The 17,125-nt window shown below is 31.7% G+C and carries 12 protein-coding genes and 1 pseudogene; 12 read left to right on the forward strand and 1 reads right to left on the reverse strand.

The genetic code is table 11. The features are described from left to right. A pseudogene (locus OCU55_RS18765) lies at window positions 1–237 on the forward strand (ABC transporter permease); the annotation flags it as partial. Between the two features lie 272 nt (window positions 238–509). Here OCU55_RS18765 and OCU55_RS18770 read toward each other — a convergent pair. Continuing rightward, window positions 510–2,561, reverse strand: a complete 2,052-nt coding sequence (locus OCU55_RS18770) for a penicillin-binding transpeptidase domain-containing protein (RefSeq protein ID WP_261853828.1) — start codon at window positions 2,559–2,561, stop codon at window positions 510–512. A gap of 330 nt (window positions 2,562–2,891) precedes the next feature. Between OCU55_RS18770 and OCU55_RS18775 the strand changes: the two genes are divergently transcribed. The 11 genes from OCU55_RS18775 (at window position 2,892) to OCU55_RS18825 (ending at window position 16,336) form a co-directional block, all read left to right on the forward strand. Next, window positions 2,892–3,959: a BMP family lipoprotein gene (locus OCU55_RS18775; protein ID WP_261853829.1), complete on the forward strand. Its 1,068-nt coding sequence runs from the start codon at window positions 2,892–2,894 to the stop codon at window positions 3,957–3,959. A 437-nt stretch (window positions 3,960–4,396) separates the two neighbouring features. After that, window positions 4,397–5,764, forward strand: a complete 1,368-nt coding sequence (rpoN, locus tag OCU55_RS18780) for an RNA polymerase factor sigma-54 (protein WP_261853930.1) — start codon at window positions 4,397–4,399, stop codon at window positions 5,762–5,764. A 419-nt stretch (window positions 5,765–6,183) separates the two neighbouring features. Further along, the gene (locus OCU55_RS18785; RefSeq protein ID WP_261853830.1) at window positions 6,184–7,227 is read left to right on the forward strand and encodes a sugar-binding transcriptional regulator; all 1,044 of its coding nucleotides are present in this window, start codon (window positions 6,184–6,186) and stop codon (window positions 7,225–7,227) included. Window positions 7,228–7,616: 389 nt separating this feature from the next. Beyond that, window positions 7,617–8,633, forward strand: a complete 1,017-nt coding sequence (gap, locus tag OCU55_RS18790) for a type I glyceraldehyde-3-phosphate dehydrogenase (RefSeq protein WP_261853831.1) — start codon at window positions 7,617–7,619, stop codon at window positions 8,631–8,633. A gap of 108 nt (window positions 8,634–8,741) precedes the next feature. Next, entirely contained in the window at window positions 8,742–9,920 is a 1,179-nt protein-coding gene (locus tag OCU55_RS18795) for a phosphoglycerate kinase (RefSeq protein ID WP_261853832.1), read from the forward strand. Between the two features lie 195 nt (window positions 9,921–10,115). Next, window positions 10,116–10,862, forward strand: a complete 747-nt coding sequence (gene tpiA, locus OCU55_RS18800; protein WP_261853833.1) for a triose-phosphate isomerase — start codon at window positions 10,116–10,118, stop codon at window positions 10,860–10,862. Between the two features lie 377 nt (window positions 10,863–11,239). Beyond that, window positions 11,240–12,775, forward strand: a complete 1,536-nt coding sequence (gene gpmI, locus OCU55_RS18805; RefSeq protein ID WP_261853834.1) for a 2,3-bisphosphoglycerate-independent phosphoglycerate mutase — start codon at window positions 11,240–11,242, stop codon at window positions 12,773–12,775. Between the two features lie 638 nt (window positions 12,776–13,413). Next, a complete protein-coding gene (locus tag OCU55_RS18810) occupies window positions 13,414–14,139 on the forward strand; it encodes an amino acid ABC transporter ATP-binding protein (RefSeq protein WP_261853835.1) in 726 nt (241 codons plus the stop codon). Between the two features lie 15 nt (window positions 14,140–14,154). Continuing rightward, window positions 14,155–14,967 (forward strand): transporter substrate-binding domain-containing protein, encoded by an 813-nt coding sequence (locus tag OCU55_RS18815; RefSeq protein WP_261853836.1) that lies wholly within the window; start codon window positions 14,155–14,157, stop codon window positions 14,965–14,967. Beyond that, the gene (locus OCU55_RS18820) at window positions 14,967–15,692 is read left to right on the forward strand and encodes an amino acid ABC transporter permease (RefSeq protein WP_261853837.1); all 726 of its coding nucleotides are present in this window, start codon (window positions 14,967–14,969) and stop codon (window positions 15,690–15,692) included. Before OCU55_RS18815 ends, OCU55_RS18820 begins: the two co-directional genes overlap by 1 nt. Next, complete coding sequence (locus tag OCU55_RS18825; protein WP_206870758.1) at window positions 15,692–16,336, forward strand: amino acid ABC transporter permease; 645 nt, start codon at window positions 15,692–15,694, stop codon at window positions 16,334–16,336. Before OCU55_RS18820 ends, OCU55_RS18825 begins: the two co-directional genes overlap by 1 nt. Window positions 16,337–17,125 lie beyond the last annotated feature (789 nt).

Genomic DNA, 17,125 nt, shown 5'->3' on the forward strand with positions numbered 1-17,125 from the left:
GCTCTAGCAGCTGTTATATTCGGTAACTGGAAACCAAAAGGAACGCTACTTGCATGTTTACTATTTAGTTTTGCAGATGCATTCCAGTTAAAATCACAGCTACTTGGACTTAAGCTTCCAACAGAAATATATTCAGTATTCCCTTATGTAATTACAATGATAGCCTTAGCAGGATTTGTAGGTAAGACACAAGCTCCAGCAGCTGATGGTGTACCTTACGAAAAGGGACAAAGATAACTAATTTTAATGACGATATTAAATATATGAAAAAATCACTGAAGACCACTTTCTTCAGTGATTTTTTTGCGCATCTGCCTTTTTTGAACGTAGTTAAGAATCTTACAAGCTACAAATTTGTATTTTTATTCTTTAAATCATATTATGTTTTAAGTCTTTACTAATATTTATCCAAAGATATAATTTAGTATGAATTCCTAAAGAATAAAAAAAGCATCTCATATAGTCAAAGCCTAGATACGAGATGCTTTTTGGATTGAAGTATTTAATCTTTATGATCCTATAGAGTAACTTAATATATTCTTTACCTTAGGAACTAGATATTTAGTTCCACCAATTGACTTGGCATCTTCCATTATCATAGATACAACGATTTTTGGGTTATCTACATTCATACCTACAAACCAAGAATTTTCTTTGCCAGTTGTATCATTTTGGCTTGTTTTTAGTTCAGCGGTTCCTGTCTTTCCTCCTATGTTTACTCCATTTATTTTAGCTAGGTTTGCTGTAGCAGAAGGACTATTCACAACAGCTACTAAATCATCTTTTAAAATAGATATGTTTTCTTTTTTTATTGCTCCTTCTTTCCAAACCTTCCCTTTGTTCTTATCATTAAGTTCTAGAACTGGAGTCATTATATTACCATCATTAACAACTGGACTGTATAGAAAAGCTGCTTGGAGAGGGGTTATAAGCAGTTCGCCTTGACCATATCCAGTATCTGCAAGAAGTTCTTCATTCTTTATATTGTTGTCATTTGCTAGTTGATTTTTTGACATAGGATATGCAAATGGAAAATCTTCTCCTATGCCAAATGCTTTGGCACCTTCGATAAATTTATCTTTTCCTATCTTTAAAGCTTGTTGTGCAAAATATATGTTATGTGAGTAAATTAGAGCATCTCTTAAATTTACAGGCTTTCCAGGGTCTACAGTTGTAGTAATTTGTTTACCTCCCCAAGAACTATCTTTTTGCCAACTTGTACCTTTAATATCAAGTGCTTCATCAGGGTTAATTATTTTGTTGTTTAATCCTATTGAAGCTGTAACTAATTTGAAGATTGATCCAGGAGCATAAGAATTATTAAACCTGTTGTCAGACATATCCTTCCATGAAGAATCGAGTTTACTTTTTATGGTGTTTGTCTTATATGTTACAAATATATTTGGGTCATAAGATGGAGAGCTAACGAGAGCGAGAACTTCACCTGTCTTTGGATTTATTGCGGAAGCTGCACCTTTTTGGCCGCTCATTTCAGTATAAGCTTTTTGCTGTAAGGTTAAATCAATAGAAAGTTGAATGTTTTCACCAGCAACAGCATCTTTCTTGGTGATTATAACTTCTGTATCCTTGTCGTTAACTTTTCTAGAAATATAAAGTTTTAAACCATCTTCACCTTTTAATCTTTTTTCAAAAATTTGTTCTAAGCCAGCTTTACCTATATAGCTAGAGTTGCCATAACCATTTCCTTTATTTTTTTCTAATTCTTCTGAAGTAATTGGTGCAACATAACCAATTAATGAGCCAATGGCTTCTCCACCATTATATACTCTAGAGGATTTTTCCAAGTACTTAACACCAGGTATTGATATAGCTTTTTGAAGTTTATCTTTTTCGTTTAAGGAAACATCTACTAATGGTATAAACTCATCTAGTTTATTTTCGGCCCCTTTAATTTTAGCATTTATAAAATCAACGCTTAAGTCTAGAGTTGAAGCAAGAAGTTGAATGCTGGAATCTTTTGAAGGAAGGAACTTCCTTGGGTGAATTCCAAGAGAAGCAACTTTATCGTTGTATGCTAATTTAGTCTGAGATCTATCAGTTAATTCACCTCTAGCAGCGGTGATTCTTTGGATTTTAACTTTTTCTCCCTTTTCCATCTGAGGAAATATAAGTTTTTCACTCCACTGAATTTTCCAAAGATTATCCTTATCTTTCTTATCAGAGCTTTTTATTAGGCTTAGATTGTAATCCTTAATATCTAGTTTTCCAAAGCTGCTGTCCATTGATAAATCAAAGGGGATGTTAATAGTTGAATCTTTAGATTTATCTGCTTGCGATAAATCTTTAGCAGTAATAATAATATTATCGCTGTCAAGACTTTTATATATACTGTCATACTTGTCTGTAAAATCTTTTTCTGTTATATAACTTTTTGATTTATCGTCTAAAAGTGAATATAGGGTTTTATAATCTTTTTTTGTTAATGATTGCTTAAACTTATTGAAAGTATCAGATGGTTTTTCTTGCTTAGAGCAACCAAGAATAGACAATGGAATTAATAGCATAATGAACATTAAAAGAATTTTATTAAGTTTTTTCATAATAATTACCTCCTCGAAATTATTAATAATTCTTTATGTAAAATACTGAAATTTAAAAAGTTTAATATTAATATGGTAAGACAACTGAGTGATGTAACTGATAGTCAATAAAATTATAACATAAAATTCCTTTACAGTATTAATATGTAATAATAATTCATTTAATTTACTAGAATAATAAACTTATATTGTCGTAAATTATATGTATATAGATAAAGCACTTCGCTAATGAATTAGTCATAAGATTAATTTTAAACTAAAAGTTAATCTACATAATTGAAGGGATTTATCTTGATTTTTAATCCATCATCTAAGTTTGGAGGGGTTAATGTGAAAAAAAGGATATTTAATTTTCTATTAAGTATAATTGTAATATCTAGTATGTTAAGTGCATGTAGCAAGAAAGAAGACTCATCCAAAGGTGGGAGTAGTAAATCTAAAGTAAAGATATCTTTAATAACCGATGAGGGCGGAATAAAGGATAGATCATTTAATCAGGCAGTTTATGAGGGAGTTGAAAAAGCTTCTAAAGATTTAGGGATAACAGCAAATGTAATAGAATCAAAAAGTAAGAATGACTTTCAAAAAAATATAGATAAAGCAGCAAAAGATAGTGATTTAACCTTCGGAGTAGGATATGGTATGGTAGATGCTATAACCAAGGCAGCCAAGAATAAAAGTGACAAGAATTTTGTTATTGTTGATGCTATGATTGATGCGCCTAATGTAAAATCAATAACCTTTAGCAATGAAGAAGGGGCATTTTTAATGGGAATTATAGCTGGTAAAATGACTAAAACCAATAAAATAGGTTTTGTTGGAGGTACTGAGACTCCTATTTCAGAAAGCTTTGAAGTTGGATTTGCATGTGGAATAAAAACTGTTAATCCGTCAGCTTTTGAACCTATAATAAGCAAAAAGAATGTTAGGTATGTAGGGAATTTTACTGATAAAGATAAGGCATATAAACTTGCTAAAGAGTTATATGATAGAGGGTGTGATATAATATTCCACGCAGCTGGAACTGCAGGAGAAGGAGTTTTTAAAGCCGCAAAAGAAACCAAGAAGTTTGCAATAGGTGTTGATACAGACCAAGGCGAGATATATGAAAAATATACCGATGTAATTTTGTCTTCAATGGTGAAAAATCTAGATAAGGTTGCATACCAGGCTTGTCAAGAAACTATAGATGGAAAATTTAGAGGAGGGGAAAACAACGTTGTAAAGTTAGGATTGTCTGGTGGAGGAATAGAAATGGCAAAATCTACTTCAAACAATACTCCTAAAGAAATAATAGAACTAGCAGAAAAATATAAAGCAGAAATAACAAGTGGCAAATTTAAGATACCTACTAGAACTGAAGAAGCAAGAGAATTTAATCCTCCTCTTATACAATGATTATTAGTGTAAAATAAAAATTCTAATATATTGATTTGTATAGAAACTTTTATAAAGATGAATCACTTCAATCTGAAATCTATTTCTTAAACTCTCACGGTTTCTGGTGAGAAAATTTTAAAATATAAACTTTATTACGAAGTGGTTCGTCTATAGATGTTAAAATTCTATTATTAAACAAACACACAAATAAGCAAGTTAACTATTAATGGTATTTAACTCGATTTATATCTTTATAAATATAAATTTTAATAAAATGATGATTATATCAACATCAGCGCTCTTAATACTTGTTATTTTTATGATTTTAAAATAGAATAAAATTATAGGATTTTTAGTTTGGATATGGCTATTAATTAGTTAAAGATACTAATTTTGGGGATGTTTTAACTTTAGAGCTTTAATATATGAAATGATGAAGAGGTATTTATATGGGGATGGAATTATCGTTTAAATTAACTCAAGAACAAAGATTAATTTTAACTCAAAAAATGCAGCTTTCAATAAAAATACTTCAAATGTCCAATATAGATTTAGTTCAGTATATTGAAAGAGAGTATTCGGAAAATCCTGTTCTTGAAGCTGAGTATAATAATAATTATCAGGAAAAGACTGAAATTAATGATAGAATAGATTACAAAGAAATTATAAAGTATCTGGAATTTGATAACTATGGTGCTCAATCTTCTTCTAGTTATGATGAAGAAGTATCACCATTCATGTTTATTTCTTCTAAAAAGTCATTAAAAGATCATCTTCATGAACAAGTTTTAATCTTAGACATAGATGAATATATGAAAAATATATGTGATTACATTATTGAGAGTATAGACAGTAAAGGTTATTTGGATATAAGTTTAGAAGCTTTGAGCAACGAAATAAATATATCGGATGACTTAGCAGAAGACGCACTTTATTTAGTGCAGAATTTAGATCCAGTTGGTATAGGTGCAAGAGATTTAAAAGAATGTCTTAAAATACAGCTTATGCATAAAGGCATACTAGATGAGATTCTAGAAGTGATTGTAAACGAACACTTAGAGGACATTGCTGAAAATAAATACAATAATATAGCAAAAAAACTTGGAATAAGTGTACAAGATTCTCAAAAGTATGGAGATCTTATTAAAACATTGGAACCTAAACCTTCAAGAGGTTTTTTTACAGGTGATGAAGAGAAGTTCATAATACCAGATGCTGAGATAAGAAAATTAAATAATGAATTTATAATTATTATGAATGAGAAAGTTCTGCCTAGCCTTACAATCAATCCTTTATATAAGGAAATTATTTCACAAAGTAAGGACAAGGATGCTGAGAGCTATGTAAAAGATAAGATAGACAGTGCTATGTTCTTAATTAAGAGCATCGAACAAAGGAAAAGTACTTTGCATAAAGTTTTGGAACGTATAGTGGATAAACAAAAGGAATACTTTGAAAAGGGTGAACAATACTTAAGGCCGATGACTTTAAAAGAGATAGCTGAAGAATTAGATATACATGAATCAACTGTAAGTAGAGCAATTAAAGAAAAGTATATTTTAATTTCTAGAGGTACTATAAAGATAAAAGATATGTTCACTACTGGAATACAAACACAAGGTTCAGGGGAAGATTTAGCTGTTATAAATATAAAGAACGCAATTAAAGAGTTAGTAGGTGCAGAAGATAAAAGTAAGCCACTTTCAGATCAAGCCATATGTGATGAACTGAATAAGAAAGAAATGAATATTTCTAGGAGAACTGTAGCAAAATATAGAGAGGAAATTGGTATAAAGTCTTCTAGTAAAAGAAAAAGATTTTAATATACATAAAATAGAATAATTTAAAGATATAAAACTACTTTAATACCGAAAGGTGGATAATTTATTTAAGTATAAAATGTTATTCTACCTATGGTTTTAAAGTAGTTATTGTTTAATGCTTTTTACTGAATAGGAAATTATATAAGTTTCATCTGAAATGAATTTAATAAATTCATGTGATTAAGAAAATTTTTTGGGAAATATAGTGAAAATAAAACTTATTCGCCTGTAAATTTCCTCATGTACATTCGGAAAGGCAGATGCGTGAAAAAAAGCTCACTGAAGAAGAATGCTTTAGCGACTTTTTTAGTAAATATTTTCTAAATCAACTTTTAAAATATGAAATGTTGGTTTATAATATTATTTGTGGGACATAAAAGTATTTAGTGGGACGTTGAAGGGCCAAAGGAGTGTTTTTCTTGCAAGAAATATTGAAGCTACAAAAAAAGATAGTACCTGAACTAGTGGAGCTACTTGAGAAGAGATATAGCATACTAAGAGCTATATACTACAATCAACCGATAGGAAGAAGAATATTAGCTAACATGTTAAGTTTAGGAGAGAGAATAGTAAGAACAGAGATAAATTTTTTAAAGTCTCAAGGATTAATAGAAATAAATACTCCAGGTATGACGGTAACAAAAGATGGAGAAGAAATCTTAGAAAGTTTGAAAGATTTTATACATGAAATAAAGGGATTGTCAGATGTAGAAGAGTTCATTAAAAAGTCTCTTGGAACAAAGAAAGTAATAGTAGTTCCTGGAGATATGGATATTGATAATTCAATAATAAAAGAACTAGGAAAAGCAGCTGCTAATTATGCAAAATCCATTATAAAGAGTGGAAACATAATAGCTATCACTGGAGGAAGTACAATAAAAGAAGTTATAGATAATTTTCCTAAGATGAATAATATTCATAATGCAATGGTGGTTCCAGCTCGAGGCGGTATGGGGAAGAAAGTTGAAACACAGGCGAATACACTTGCCGCTAGGCTAGCAGAAAAATTAAATGGAAGCTATAAGATGCTTCACGTTCCAGAGAATTTAAGTGAAGAAATATTAGAAACTATTATCCAAGAAAAAGAGATAAAAGACGTAATAGATACTATTCATAAAGCCGATGTACTGGTATATGGTATTGGAAGAGCAGATAAAATGGCTATAAAAAGAGGTTTGTCACAGGAACAATTTGATAGACTAACAAGCTTAGGTGCTGTAGGTGAGGCTTTTGGATTTTATTTTGATAAACAAGCTAAGGTTATAAGTGTAAATCAGACCTTGGGAATAAATATAAATGATGTAAATAAAATATCTACTCATATTGCAGTAGCAGGTGGGAAGAATAAAGTAGAGGCCATTCTTGCTACAGAGTTAAACAAAAGCAATGGTGTGCTTATTACAGACGAAGGTGCTGCAATGAAAATCATAGAATATTTAAATGGATTCAATACCCAGGAATAAAATAAAACTATTTAAAAAAACTATAGTAGTATATTTGGTTAGTTAAAATGTTAATGCTATAGTGATCTTTATTTAATAATCTAAATTATATGAGGTTACAATATTTGATTAATAGCGATAATAATTTAATATATGGTTTAATTTATAACAATTTTACCATTAAAATCGCAATGTTTTCTTAAATAAAGTAAAATTTACAGTTTTTTTTGAAAATACTATTTAAAAATTCTTATAAATATTCTATAATAGACATGTGGGACGAAATAATATTCACTGGGAGCATTAGTGACCAGGTTGTTATTTTGGCTTAGCTGACAACTGTAAAAATGTTATAAAGTATTTTTACAAATATTTTAAATAAAAATTATATCTTTTAGGAGGTACTTTCAATGGCAAATATTAAAGTAGCAATTAATGGGTTTGGACGTATTGGACGTCTTGCATTCAGACAAATGTTCGGTGCAGAGGGATATGATGTTGTTGCAATCAACGACTTAACAGATCCTAAGATGTTAGCACACTTATTAAAATATGATTCATCTCAAGGTAGATATGACGGAACAGTAGAAGTTAAAGAATCTTCTATAGTTGTAAATGGTAAGGAAATTCAAATATATGCAAAAGCTGATGCTTCAACACTTCCTTGGGGAGAAATCGGAGTAGACGTAGTACTTGAATGTACTGGTTTCTATGTATCTAAAGCAAAATCTCAAGCACACATCAATGCAGGTGCTAAGAAAGTTGTTATATCAGCTCCAGCTGGTAACGATCTTCCAACAGTTGTATTCAATGTAAACCAAGATATATTAACTGCTGATGATCATATAATTTCAGCTGCATCTTGCACAACTAACTGTTTAGCTCCAATGGCTAAAGCTCTTAATGACTTAGCTCCAATTCAATCAGGTATAATGTCAACAATCCATGCTTATACTGGAGACCAAATGGTATTAGATGGACCACACAGAGGAGGAGACTTCAGACGTGCTAGAGCTGCTGCTGTAAACATAGTTCCTAACTCAACTGGTGCTGCTAAAGCTATAGGATTAGTTATTCCAGAATTAAACGGAAAATTAATCGGTTCAGCACAAAGAGTTCCAGTTCCAACTGGTTCAACTACAATCTTAGTTTCAGTTGTTAAGGGTAAAGACATAACTGTTGAAAGCATCAACGCTGCTATGAAGGCTGCTTCAAACGAATCATTCGGTTACACTGAAGAACAATTAGTATCTTCTGATATCGTTGGAATGAGATTTGGTTCATTATTTGATGCAACTCAAACTATGGTTTCAAAAATCGGAGAAGATTTATACCAAGTTCAAACTGTTGCATGGTATGATAACGAAAATTCATACACTAGCCAAATGGTTAGAACTATAAAGCACTTCGCTAACTTCTTAAAGTAATTTAAGTATTTAGTTAAAAGTATTTAAACATCAAAAATAGGTCTGGTTTTGTAGTTATGGCTATAAGGCCAGACCTTTTTAAATTATAAAATTAAGAGGTGAAAATCCATGAGTTTCAATAAGAAAACAATTGAAGATATCGAAGTTAAAGGTAAAAGAGTATTAGTAAGATGCGATTTTAACGTTCCATTAAAAGATGGGGTTATAACAGATGAAAACAGATTAGTTGGAGCACTTCCAACAATAAAATATTTAATAGAAAATGGTGCAAAGGTTATACTTTGCTCACATTTAGGAAAAGATGCTTCTAAGTCATTAGCTCCAGTTGCTAAGAGATTAAGCGAAATGCTAGACAAAGAAGTTGTTTTTGCTGCGGATGAACAAGTAGTTGGCGAAAATGCTAAAAAAGCTGTAGCAGAAATGAAAGAAGGAGACGTTGTTCTTCTTGAAAACACTAGATTTAGAAAAGAAGAAAGCAAAAACGGAGAAGAATTATCAAAGGAATTAGCTAGTCTTTGTGATGTATACGTTAATGATGCTTTTGGAACTGCTCATAGAGCTCACTCATCAACTGAAGGAGTTACTAAGTTTGTTGATACAGCTGTATGTGGATACTTAATTCAAAAAGAATTAAAGTTCTTAGGAGAAGCTGTAAACAATCCAGTTAGACCTTTCGTTGCTATATTAGGTGGAGCTAAGGTTTCAGATAAGATAGCTGTTATAAACAACCTATTAGATAAAGTTGATACTATAATTATAGGTGGAGGAATGGCTTACACATTCCTAAAAGCTCAAGGATATGAAATCGGAAGCTCACTAGTAGAAGCTGATAGATTAGATTATGCTTTAGAAATGGTTGAAAAAGCTAAGGCTAAGAATGTTAATTTCTTATTACCAGTAGACCATAGAATAGCTGCAGAGTTCAAGGATGTTGAACCTAAGGTTACTGAAGATCAAAACATCGAAGCTGGATTTATGGGATTAGATATCGGACCAAAGACAGAAGCTTTATATGCTGAAGCTATAAAAGATGCTAAAACTGTAATCTGGAACGGACCAATGGGAGTATTCGAATTCGAAAACTTCAACAAGGGAACAGTTGCAGTTGCTAAGGCTATGGCTGATGCAGATGCTACAACAGTAATAGGTGGAGGAGACTCAGCTGCTGCTGTTAACATATTAGGATTTGGAGACAAGATGACTCACATCTCAACTGGTGGTGGAGCATCACTTGAATTCTTAGAAGGAAAAGACCTTCCAGGAATATCAGCTTTAAACGATAAATAGTAGATTTTATTAGTGTGGGGGGCGGCTTTTGTCGCTCCTTATAAACTAGTATATATATTATAAAAAAAAAATTAAAATATAACTTTTTATATTTTTAACAATATAAAAAGTTAACAATTTATTGATTTTGTGGGGCTTAGGCTTTCGAGAAGTTAATAAAAAAACTAAAACAAATATAATTTAGAGGTGAAAGATATGAGAAAAGCAATAATCGCAGGAAACTGGAAAATGCATTACACTGTTGATGAAGCAGTTAAGTTTATAGAAGAATTAAAGCCATTAGTGGAAGGTGCTGCTAGTGAAGTAGTTGTTTGCCCAACATTTGTAGCTTTAGATGCTGTTAAAAAGGCAGTAGCTGGAACTAACATAAAAGTTGGAGCTCAAAACATGCATTGGGAAGAAAAAGGCGCTTTCACTGGAGAAATAGCTCCAGGAATGTTAGAAGCTTTAGCTATAGATTATGTAGTAATAGGACATAGTGAAAGAAGACAATACTTTGCTGAAACTGATGAAACAGTTAACAAGAAGTTAAAAGCTGCTTTTGCACATAAGATAGTTCCAATACTATGCGTTGGTGAAAGCTTAGAAGAAAGAGAATCAGGAAAGACTAATGCAGTTATAGAAGCTCAAATAAAAGTTGACTTAGCTGGATTAACTAAAGAACAAGTTGAAGAATTAGTTATAGCTTACGAACCAATCTGGGCTATAGGAACTGGTAAAACAGCTACATCAGAACAAGCTAACGAAACAATAGCTGCTATAAGAAAAATGGTTGCTGATATATTTGGAGCAGAAGCTGCTGATAAGACTAGAATCCAATATGGTGGAAGCGTTAAGCCTTCAACAATAAAGGAACAAATGGAGCAATCTGACATAGATGGTGCTTTAGTTGGTGGAGCAAGCTTAGTAGCTACTGATTTCGCAGGAATCGTTAAATATTAAGATATAGCTGTGATTAATAATTGTATTGAAATTAAGGTGTCAAACATCTGGTACTTTAATGATTTTCGCAATAACACTTTAATTTAAGCAATAATATTAAGCTGAGCTTGAAATTTAAGCAATAGTAACAGGCAACTAATACCAATTGTTTGTTGCTATTGTTTTTTATTTTCTTGCATATTATAATTGTGATTGTAGATGTAGTACTTCAATCAGAAAATTATTTTCAAAACCCATATAGGTTCTGGGAGGAGAATTTGAAAATATAAGTTTTATTATGAAGAGGTACATTCATAGAACATAGTCATAATAAAAAAATAAATGCCATTATGAAGTGGCACATCCAAAACAAAATGTTTATAAATACGGAGGGTAATATGACTAAAAAGCCAGTAATGTTAATGATATTAGACGGATTTGGAGTAGCTCCTAAGTCAGACGGAAATGCTGTAGAAGCAGCTAACAAGCCGAATTTTGATAGATTCTTTAAAGAATATCCAAACACAACAATTCAAGCAAGTGGTATGGATGTAGGACTACCAACAGGACAAATGGGTAACTCAGAAGTTGGTCACTTAAATATAGGTGCAGGAAGAATAATATACCAAGAACTTACAAGAATAACTAAAGCTATTGCAGATGGAGACTTTTTTGATAATGAAGAGTTAAATCTTGCAGTAGATAACGCTTTAAAGAATGATAGTGCATTGCATCTATTAGGTCTTCTTTCTGATGGTGGAGTTCACTCACATATAGATCATATAAAAGGATTATTGTCTTTAGCTAAGAAAAAAGGATTAACTAAAGTTTATGTTCATCCTTTCATGGATGGAAGAGACGTTGCTCCTTCATCAGGTAAGGGTTTTATAGAAGCTTTAGAAAGTTACATGAAGGAAATTGGAGTAGGTAAGATCGCTACAGTTAGCGGAAGATACTACGCTATGGATAGAGATAATAGATGGGAAAGAGTTCAATTAGCTTATGACGCAATAGTAAATGCTAAAGGCGAAACAGCTAATAGTGCAGTAGAATGTATGGAAAGCTCATACCATGACAACAAAACTGATGAGTTCGTTTTACCTTGTGTTATTTTGGAAGATGGACATCCAACAGGAAACATTAAAAACGGAGATTCAGTAATATTCTTCAACTTCAGACCAGATAGAGCTAGAGAAATCACTAGAGCAATAAACGATAAAGAATTTGCTGGATTTGAAAGAGAAACTTTAAATCTTACTTATGTTACTATGACTCAATACGATAAGAGTTTGGAAGGAGTACATGTAGCGTACAAGCCACAAACTATCACAAATACATTAGGACAATATGTTGCTGATAAGGGGTTAAACCAATTAAGAATAGCTGAAACTGAAAAATATGCTCATGTAACTTTCTTCTTCAACGGGGGAGTTGAAGCTCCAAATAAAGGTGAGGATAGAGCTCTTATACCTTCACCAAAGGTTGCAACTTACGACTTGAAGCCAGAAATGAGTGCTTATGAATTAACTGAAGAACTTTTAGCTAAGTTAGATTCAGATACTTATGATATGATAATACTTAACTATGCTAACCCAGATATGGTTGGACATACTGGAGTTTTCGAAGCAGCTAAGAAAGCTATTGAAGCTGTAGATGAATGTGCTGGTAAGGTAATAGCAAAGGTTCTTGAAAAAGACGGTACAGTATTTGTAACAGCTGACCATGGTAATGCAGAAGTTATGATAGATTTCTCCACTGGTGGTCCTATGACTTCTCATACAACTGAACCAGTTCCATACTTATGGATAGCAAACAATGCTAAAGGTAGAGAACTTAGAGAAGGTGGAAGACTTTCTGATATAGCTCCAACAATGCTTGAAACTATGGGCTTAGAAGTTCCAGCTGAAATGACAGGAAAATCACTTATAAAGTAATGATATAAGATTAAAATAAAAAGGCTTCTCTTAAAGAGAGGTCTTTTTATTTTGTGTATAACTAAATCCTGTGTTGAAATTAAGGGGGGGCTTAATCTGATAACTTAAAGAAGTTTCTCATAGATTATAAGTTGGAATTAATACAAGTTTTGTTTTGTAAGAAGTTATAAAATAATTTTAAGTATCAACTTAATAGTAACTATACAAGTTAAAAAGTATGGTGAATTACGAATTTGTTAATAAAAGTATTTAATTTATATTTGATAATATAAAAAAGTTTGCAAGTTATACGAAAATGTTCTAGAAGTTAAGGAATTGTAAAGAATCTGGTGAAACATGTATTTGCAAAGTAATAAAATAGAGAAAGGTATAATGCTATTTTCGTAATGTAAAGGTTTTGCGTGGAGGTAAATATAGAACAATGATAAAAAAATGCAGGAATGAATCTATGATTATGCAAAGTTTTGAATATTTATTGACTAGATAACTTTAACTTGATAATATATAAATAGGTAAAATATTTAGTTTTTATACGAATTATTATTAAAAAAATAATGATATTTTTGATATAACGATAAAAATACAGTGAACTTAATGACGTTTTTAAATTTGGGGAATTAACTAAAAGGGGGACTATTATGATTAAACTTGAAAGAGTAAACAAGCATTTTGGAAAGCTACATGTATTAAAGGATATAGATTTAACAGTAAATGAAGGTGAAAAGCTAGTAGTTATTGGACCAAGTGGTTCTGGAAAAAGTACTTTAATAAGGTGTATTAACTTTTTAGAAGTACCGACTTCAGGAAAGGTTATAGTAGACGGGGTTGACCTTACCGAACCTAGAGCACCTATAACAAAAGTTAGGCAATCAGCGGCCATGGTATTTCAAGGCTTTAACTTATATCCTCACAAGACTGTGCTTGAAAACTTGACACTTGCACCAATTAAGATACAGAAGGTATCTAAAGAACAGGCAGAGAAAACTGGACTTGAATATTTAGAAAAGGTTGGGCTAAAACATAAAGCAAATGCATATCCATCACAGTTATCTGGAGGGCAACAGCAAAGAGTAGCAATAGCAAGGGCTCTTAATATGCATCCTAAGATAATACTTTTTGATGAACCAACATCAGCTCTAGATCCAGAAATGATACAAGAAGTTCTAGATGTTATGGTTAACTTATCCCATGAAAAGATAACAATGGTAGTTGTTACACATGAGATGGGCTTCGCAAGACAAGTTGCAGATAGGGTTATATTTATGGATGGAGGAGAGATAATCGAACAAGGGACGCCGGAGCATTTCTTCAAAAATCCAACACATGATAGAACAAAAGCTTTCTTAAGTAAAATTTTAAGATAATTAGGGGGTAAAAAAATGAAAAAGATAACTTCAATTCTAGTCCTTGCACTTACACTTACTTTAGCTGGATGCTCATCGGCTCCAAGTAAGACTTCTTCAAACAGTGGTACTAGCGGTAAACCTGCGGATATACAAAAGATTATAGACAGAGGAACTCTAAAGGTTGGGGTAAAAGTAGATGTTCCAAAGTACGGTTATAAAGATCCTAGTACTGGAAAGATAGAAGGATTTGAAATTGATATAGCAAAAGCTGTAGCAAAGAAAATACTAGGTGATGAAAATAAGGTTGATTTTCAAGCTGTAACGGCTAAAACTAGAGGGCCACTTTTAGATAGTGGAGAAATAGATATGGTAGCTGCCACATTTACAATAACTGATGAAAGAAAGAAGAGTTATAACTTTTCTGATCCATATTTTACAGATGGAGTAGGTTTGTTAGTTAAAAAAGATGCAGGAATAAGCAGCTTCAAGGATTTAAATGGTAAGAAGATAGGTGTTGCTCAAAGTTCTACGACAAAGAAAGCATTACAAGAAGAAGCTGATAAGCAAGGTATTAAGGTAACTTTCTCAGAATTTGCAAGCTATCCAGAAATAAAAACAGCTTTATCTTCTGGAAGAGTTGATTGTTTCTCAGTAGATGGTGCTATATTACTTGGATACTTAGATGATAATACTAAGATATTATCAGATAAATTTAGCCCTCAAAACTATGGTATAGCTTCAAAAAAGGATAATACTGAGCTTGCTAAAGTTATTAATGAAACCATCACAGAAATGAAATCGTCAGGAGATTTACAAAAGTTAATCGACAAGTGGGGGCTTAAATAATGAATGGTCCTTTCGCTTGGTTTAAATGGCAAGCAGTATTCACTGATTGGAGAGTATTTTTTGATGGTTTCGCCATGACTCTTAAAGTGTCTATTTTAGCATTGTTGCTAGCTTTGGCTGTGGGAGTGTTGTTTGGAATATTCTCAAGCTCTAAGATAAAAGTACTAGAGATAATAAGTAGGATATACGTAGAGTTTATACAAAATACTCCATTACTTATACAGGTATTCTTTTTATACAATGGCCTTCCACACTTAGGTTTAGTTTTGTCAGTTTTCGTAATAGGTGTGTTGGGAATTGGTATGTATCATGGGGCATATATTGCAGAGGTTGTAAGAGCCGGAATAGAGTCAATAAATAAAGGACAACTTGAAGCGGCTTACTCTCAAGGGTTCTCTTACTGGGAAGCTATGATATATATAATACTTCCTCAAGCTAAAAATGTAATGCTTCCACCTATGACAAACCAAGCTGTTAATCTTATAAAAAATACATCTATACTTTCAATAATCGCAGGTGGAGATTTAATGTATCAGACAGATTCATGGTCTAGTGCTAACCTATACTATGGACCAGCATATGTTATTACAGGTTTACTATATTTAGCATTATGTTTCCCATTAACTAGCCTTGCTAGAAGTTTGGAGAATAGAGAAAGTAAAATGCTTCGTAGAAATGATGTTGAAGAAGCTCCGTTAGATTACAAAGAGGAGGCAACTGCATGATGAATGAATTGTTTTCTTTTGCCAATATAAAGTTCATACTTCAGGGGTTTGGGCTTACTCTGTATATTGCTCTCGTAACTATAATTCTAAGTATGATATTTGGTACAATACTTGGAATACTTAGAAGTACTTCCAAAGGGATACCTGGAAAATTAGCAGCTTTATATATAGAGATTGTTAGAAATACTCCAGCGCTTTTATGGATTTTAGTTACCAGGTTTATTGCAAATATGAAACCTGTAAATGCAGGAATATTAGCATTGACTATATTTACATCCTCTATAATAGGTGAGATTGTAAGAGGTGGGCTTAATTCCATTAAGAAAGGTCAATGGGAAGCAGCGCATTCTCAAGGATTTACTAATATCCAGACTCTTAGATATATTATAATACCACAAGCCTTTAAGAATATGATTCCTGCTCTAGTATCTCAGTATATTACTGTAATAAAGGACACATCATTTTTATGGGGTGTTGGAATAGAAGAGGTTACAGGAAAAGGAATGATTCTCATGGGAATGTACGCAAGTACAACACAAGTGTTCCTTATATTTGGTACAATTGCGGTTATGTATTTCGTAGTGAATTATATCTTATCTGTGGTATTTAGAGCTCAGCAACAAAGATTAATATTGCAAGTATAATTTTCTCATAATGGGTAATAATATGAATATGTTAAGCTTTCAACTATAATATAAAGATATTTTATGAGAAATATGTTATAAAGATAAATCACTTTATAGGATAGATATTAGAAATTCAGTTGGGTACTGATGAAGGGTTCCTTTACAAAAAATTAGGCTTGTTTGAAAAGCGAAACTTTTAGGCTTTCACACATAAGTTAATTGTTTGAGATGGAACTTCATATGTCTAAGAATAATATGTTAAATATATATAAAGTGATTTATCCATACATATTAATGATCAAAATTAAATAGTAATTTACTTAATGTTTGTTTGAAAATGCCAGCTTAACGGTATTTTCAAGCATACATTTTAATAGTGGTGCTAAATCTCTATGTCCCCCATAGAGTTGCCTCCTGGATTTATTTCTAGGAGGCTTTTATTTTTTGTATATATATGTGGATGACTAGCTCTAAATAAAATAAAAAGTTATTAGCTAAATTATCATCAAGAGTTAATGTAGCTTCAAAAGTACATTATTCAATAGAATAGGAATATCTATTCCTCTGAGCAGATAGACTACTTCAATGATCTTAAAATAGAAAAGCAAAAGATGCTATTTTAAAAACATAAAAAAGAATAGAAGTTACAGTAAAAGATAAAGATATAAAGGTCGGAGTAAAGGAAGATAAATTGGATAAGTTTAGAATTCTTTTAAAATATTAAATATATTAAATATATTAAATATATAAAATTTGTTATAGAAATATAATAAACATTACAGTAAATTAGAGAAAACTCAATAGAAA

It is taken from the genome of Clostridium folliculivorans (genome assembly GCF_024341905.1).
Lineage (GTDB): Bacteria > Bacillota > Clostridia > Clostridiales > Clostridiaceae > Clostridium_AR > Clostridium_AR folliculivorans.

What these genes read in the sequence shown, in the direction of transcription:
- OCU55_RS18770 (WP_261853828.1), bottom strand. Translation starts at nt 2,561, where the DNA reads ATGAAAAAACTTAATAAAATTCTTTTAATGTTCATTATGCTATTAATT.
- rpoN (WP_261853930.1), top strand. Translation starts at nt 4,397, where the DNA reads ATGGAATTATCGTTTAAATTAACTCAAGAACAAAGATTAATTTTAACT.
- gap (WP_261853831.1), top strand. Translation starts at nt 7,617, where the DNA reads ATGGCAAATATTAAAGTAGCAATTAATGGGTTTGGACGTATTGGACGT.
- OCU55_RS18795 (WP_261853832.1), top strand. Translation starts at nt 8,742, where the DNA reads ATGAGTTTCAATAAGAAAACAATTGAAGATATCGAAGTTAAAGGTAAA.
- tpiA (WP_261853833.1), top strand. Translation starts at nt 10,116, where the DNA reads ATGAGAAAAGCAATAATCGCAGGAAACTGGAAAATGCATTACACTGTT.
- gpmI (WP_261853834.1), top strand. Translation starts at nt 11,240, where the DNA reads ATGACTAAAAAGCCAGTAATGTTAATGATATTAGACGGATTTGGAGTA.
- OCU55_RS18810 (WP_261853835.1), top strand. Translation starts at nt 13,414, where the DNA reads ATGATTAAACTTGAAAGAGTAAACAAGCATTTTGGAAAGCTACATGTA.
- OCU55_RS18815 (WP_261853836.1), top strand. Translation starts at nt 14,155, where the DNA reads ATGAAAAAGATAACTTCAATTCTAGTCCTTGCACTTACACTTACTTTA.
- OCU55_RS18820 (WP_261853837.1), top strand. Translation starts at nt 14,967, where the DNA reads ATGAATGGTCCTTTCGCTTGGTTTAAATGGCAAGCAGTATTCACTGAT.
- OCU55_RS18825 (WP_206870758.1), top strand. Translation starts at nt 15,692, where the DNA reads ATGAATGAATTGTTTTCTTTTGCCAATATAAAGTTCATACTTCAGGGG.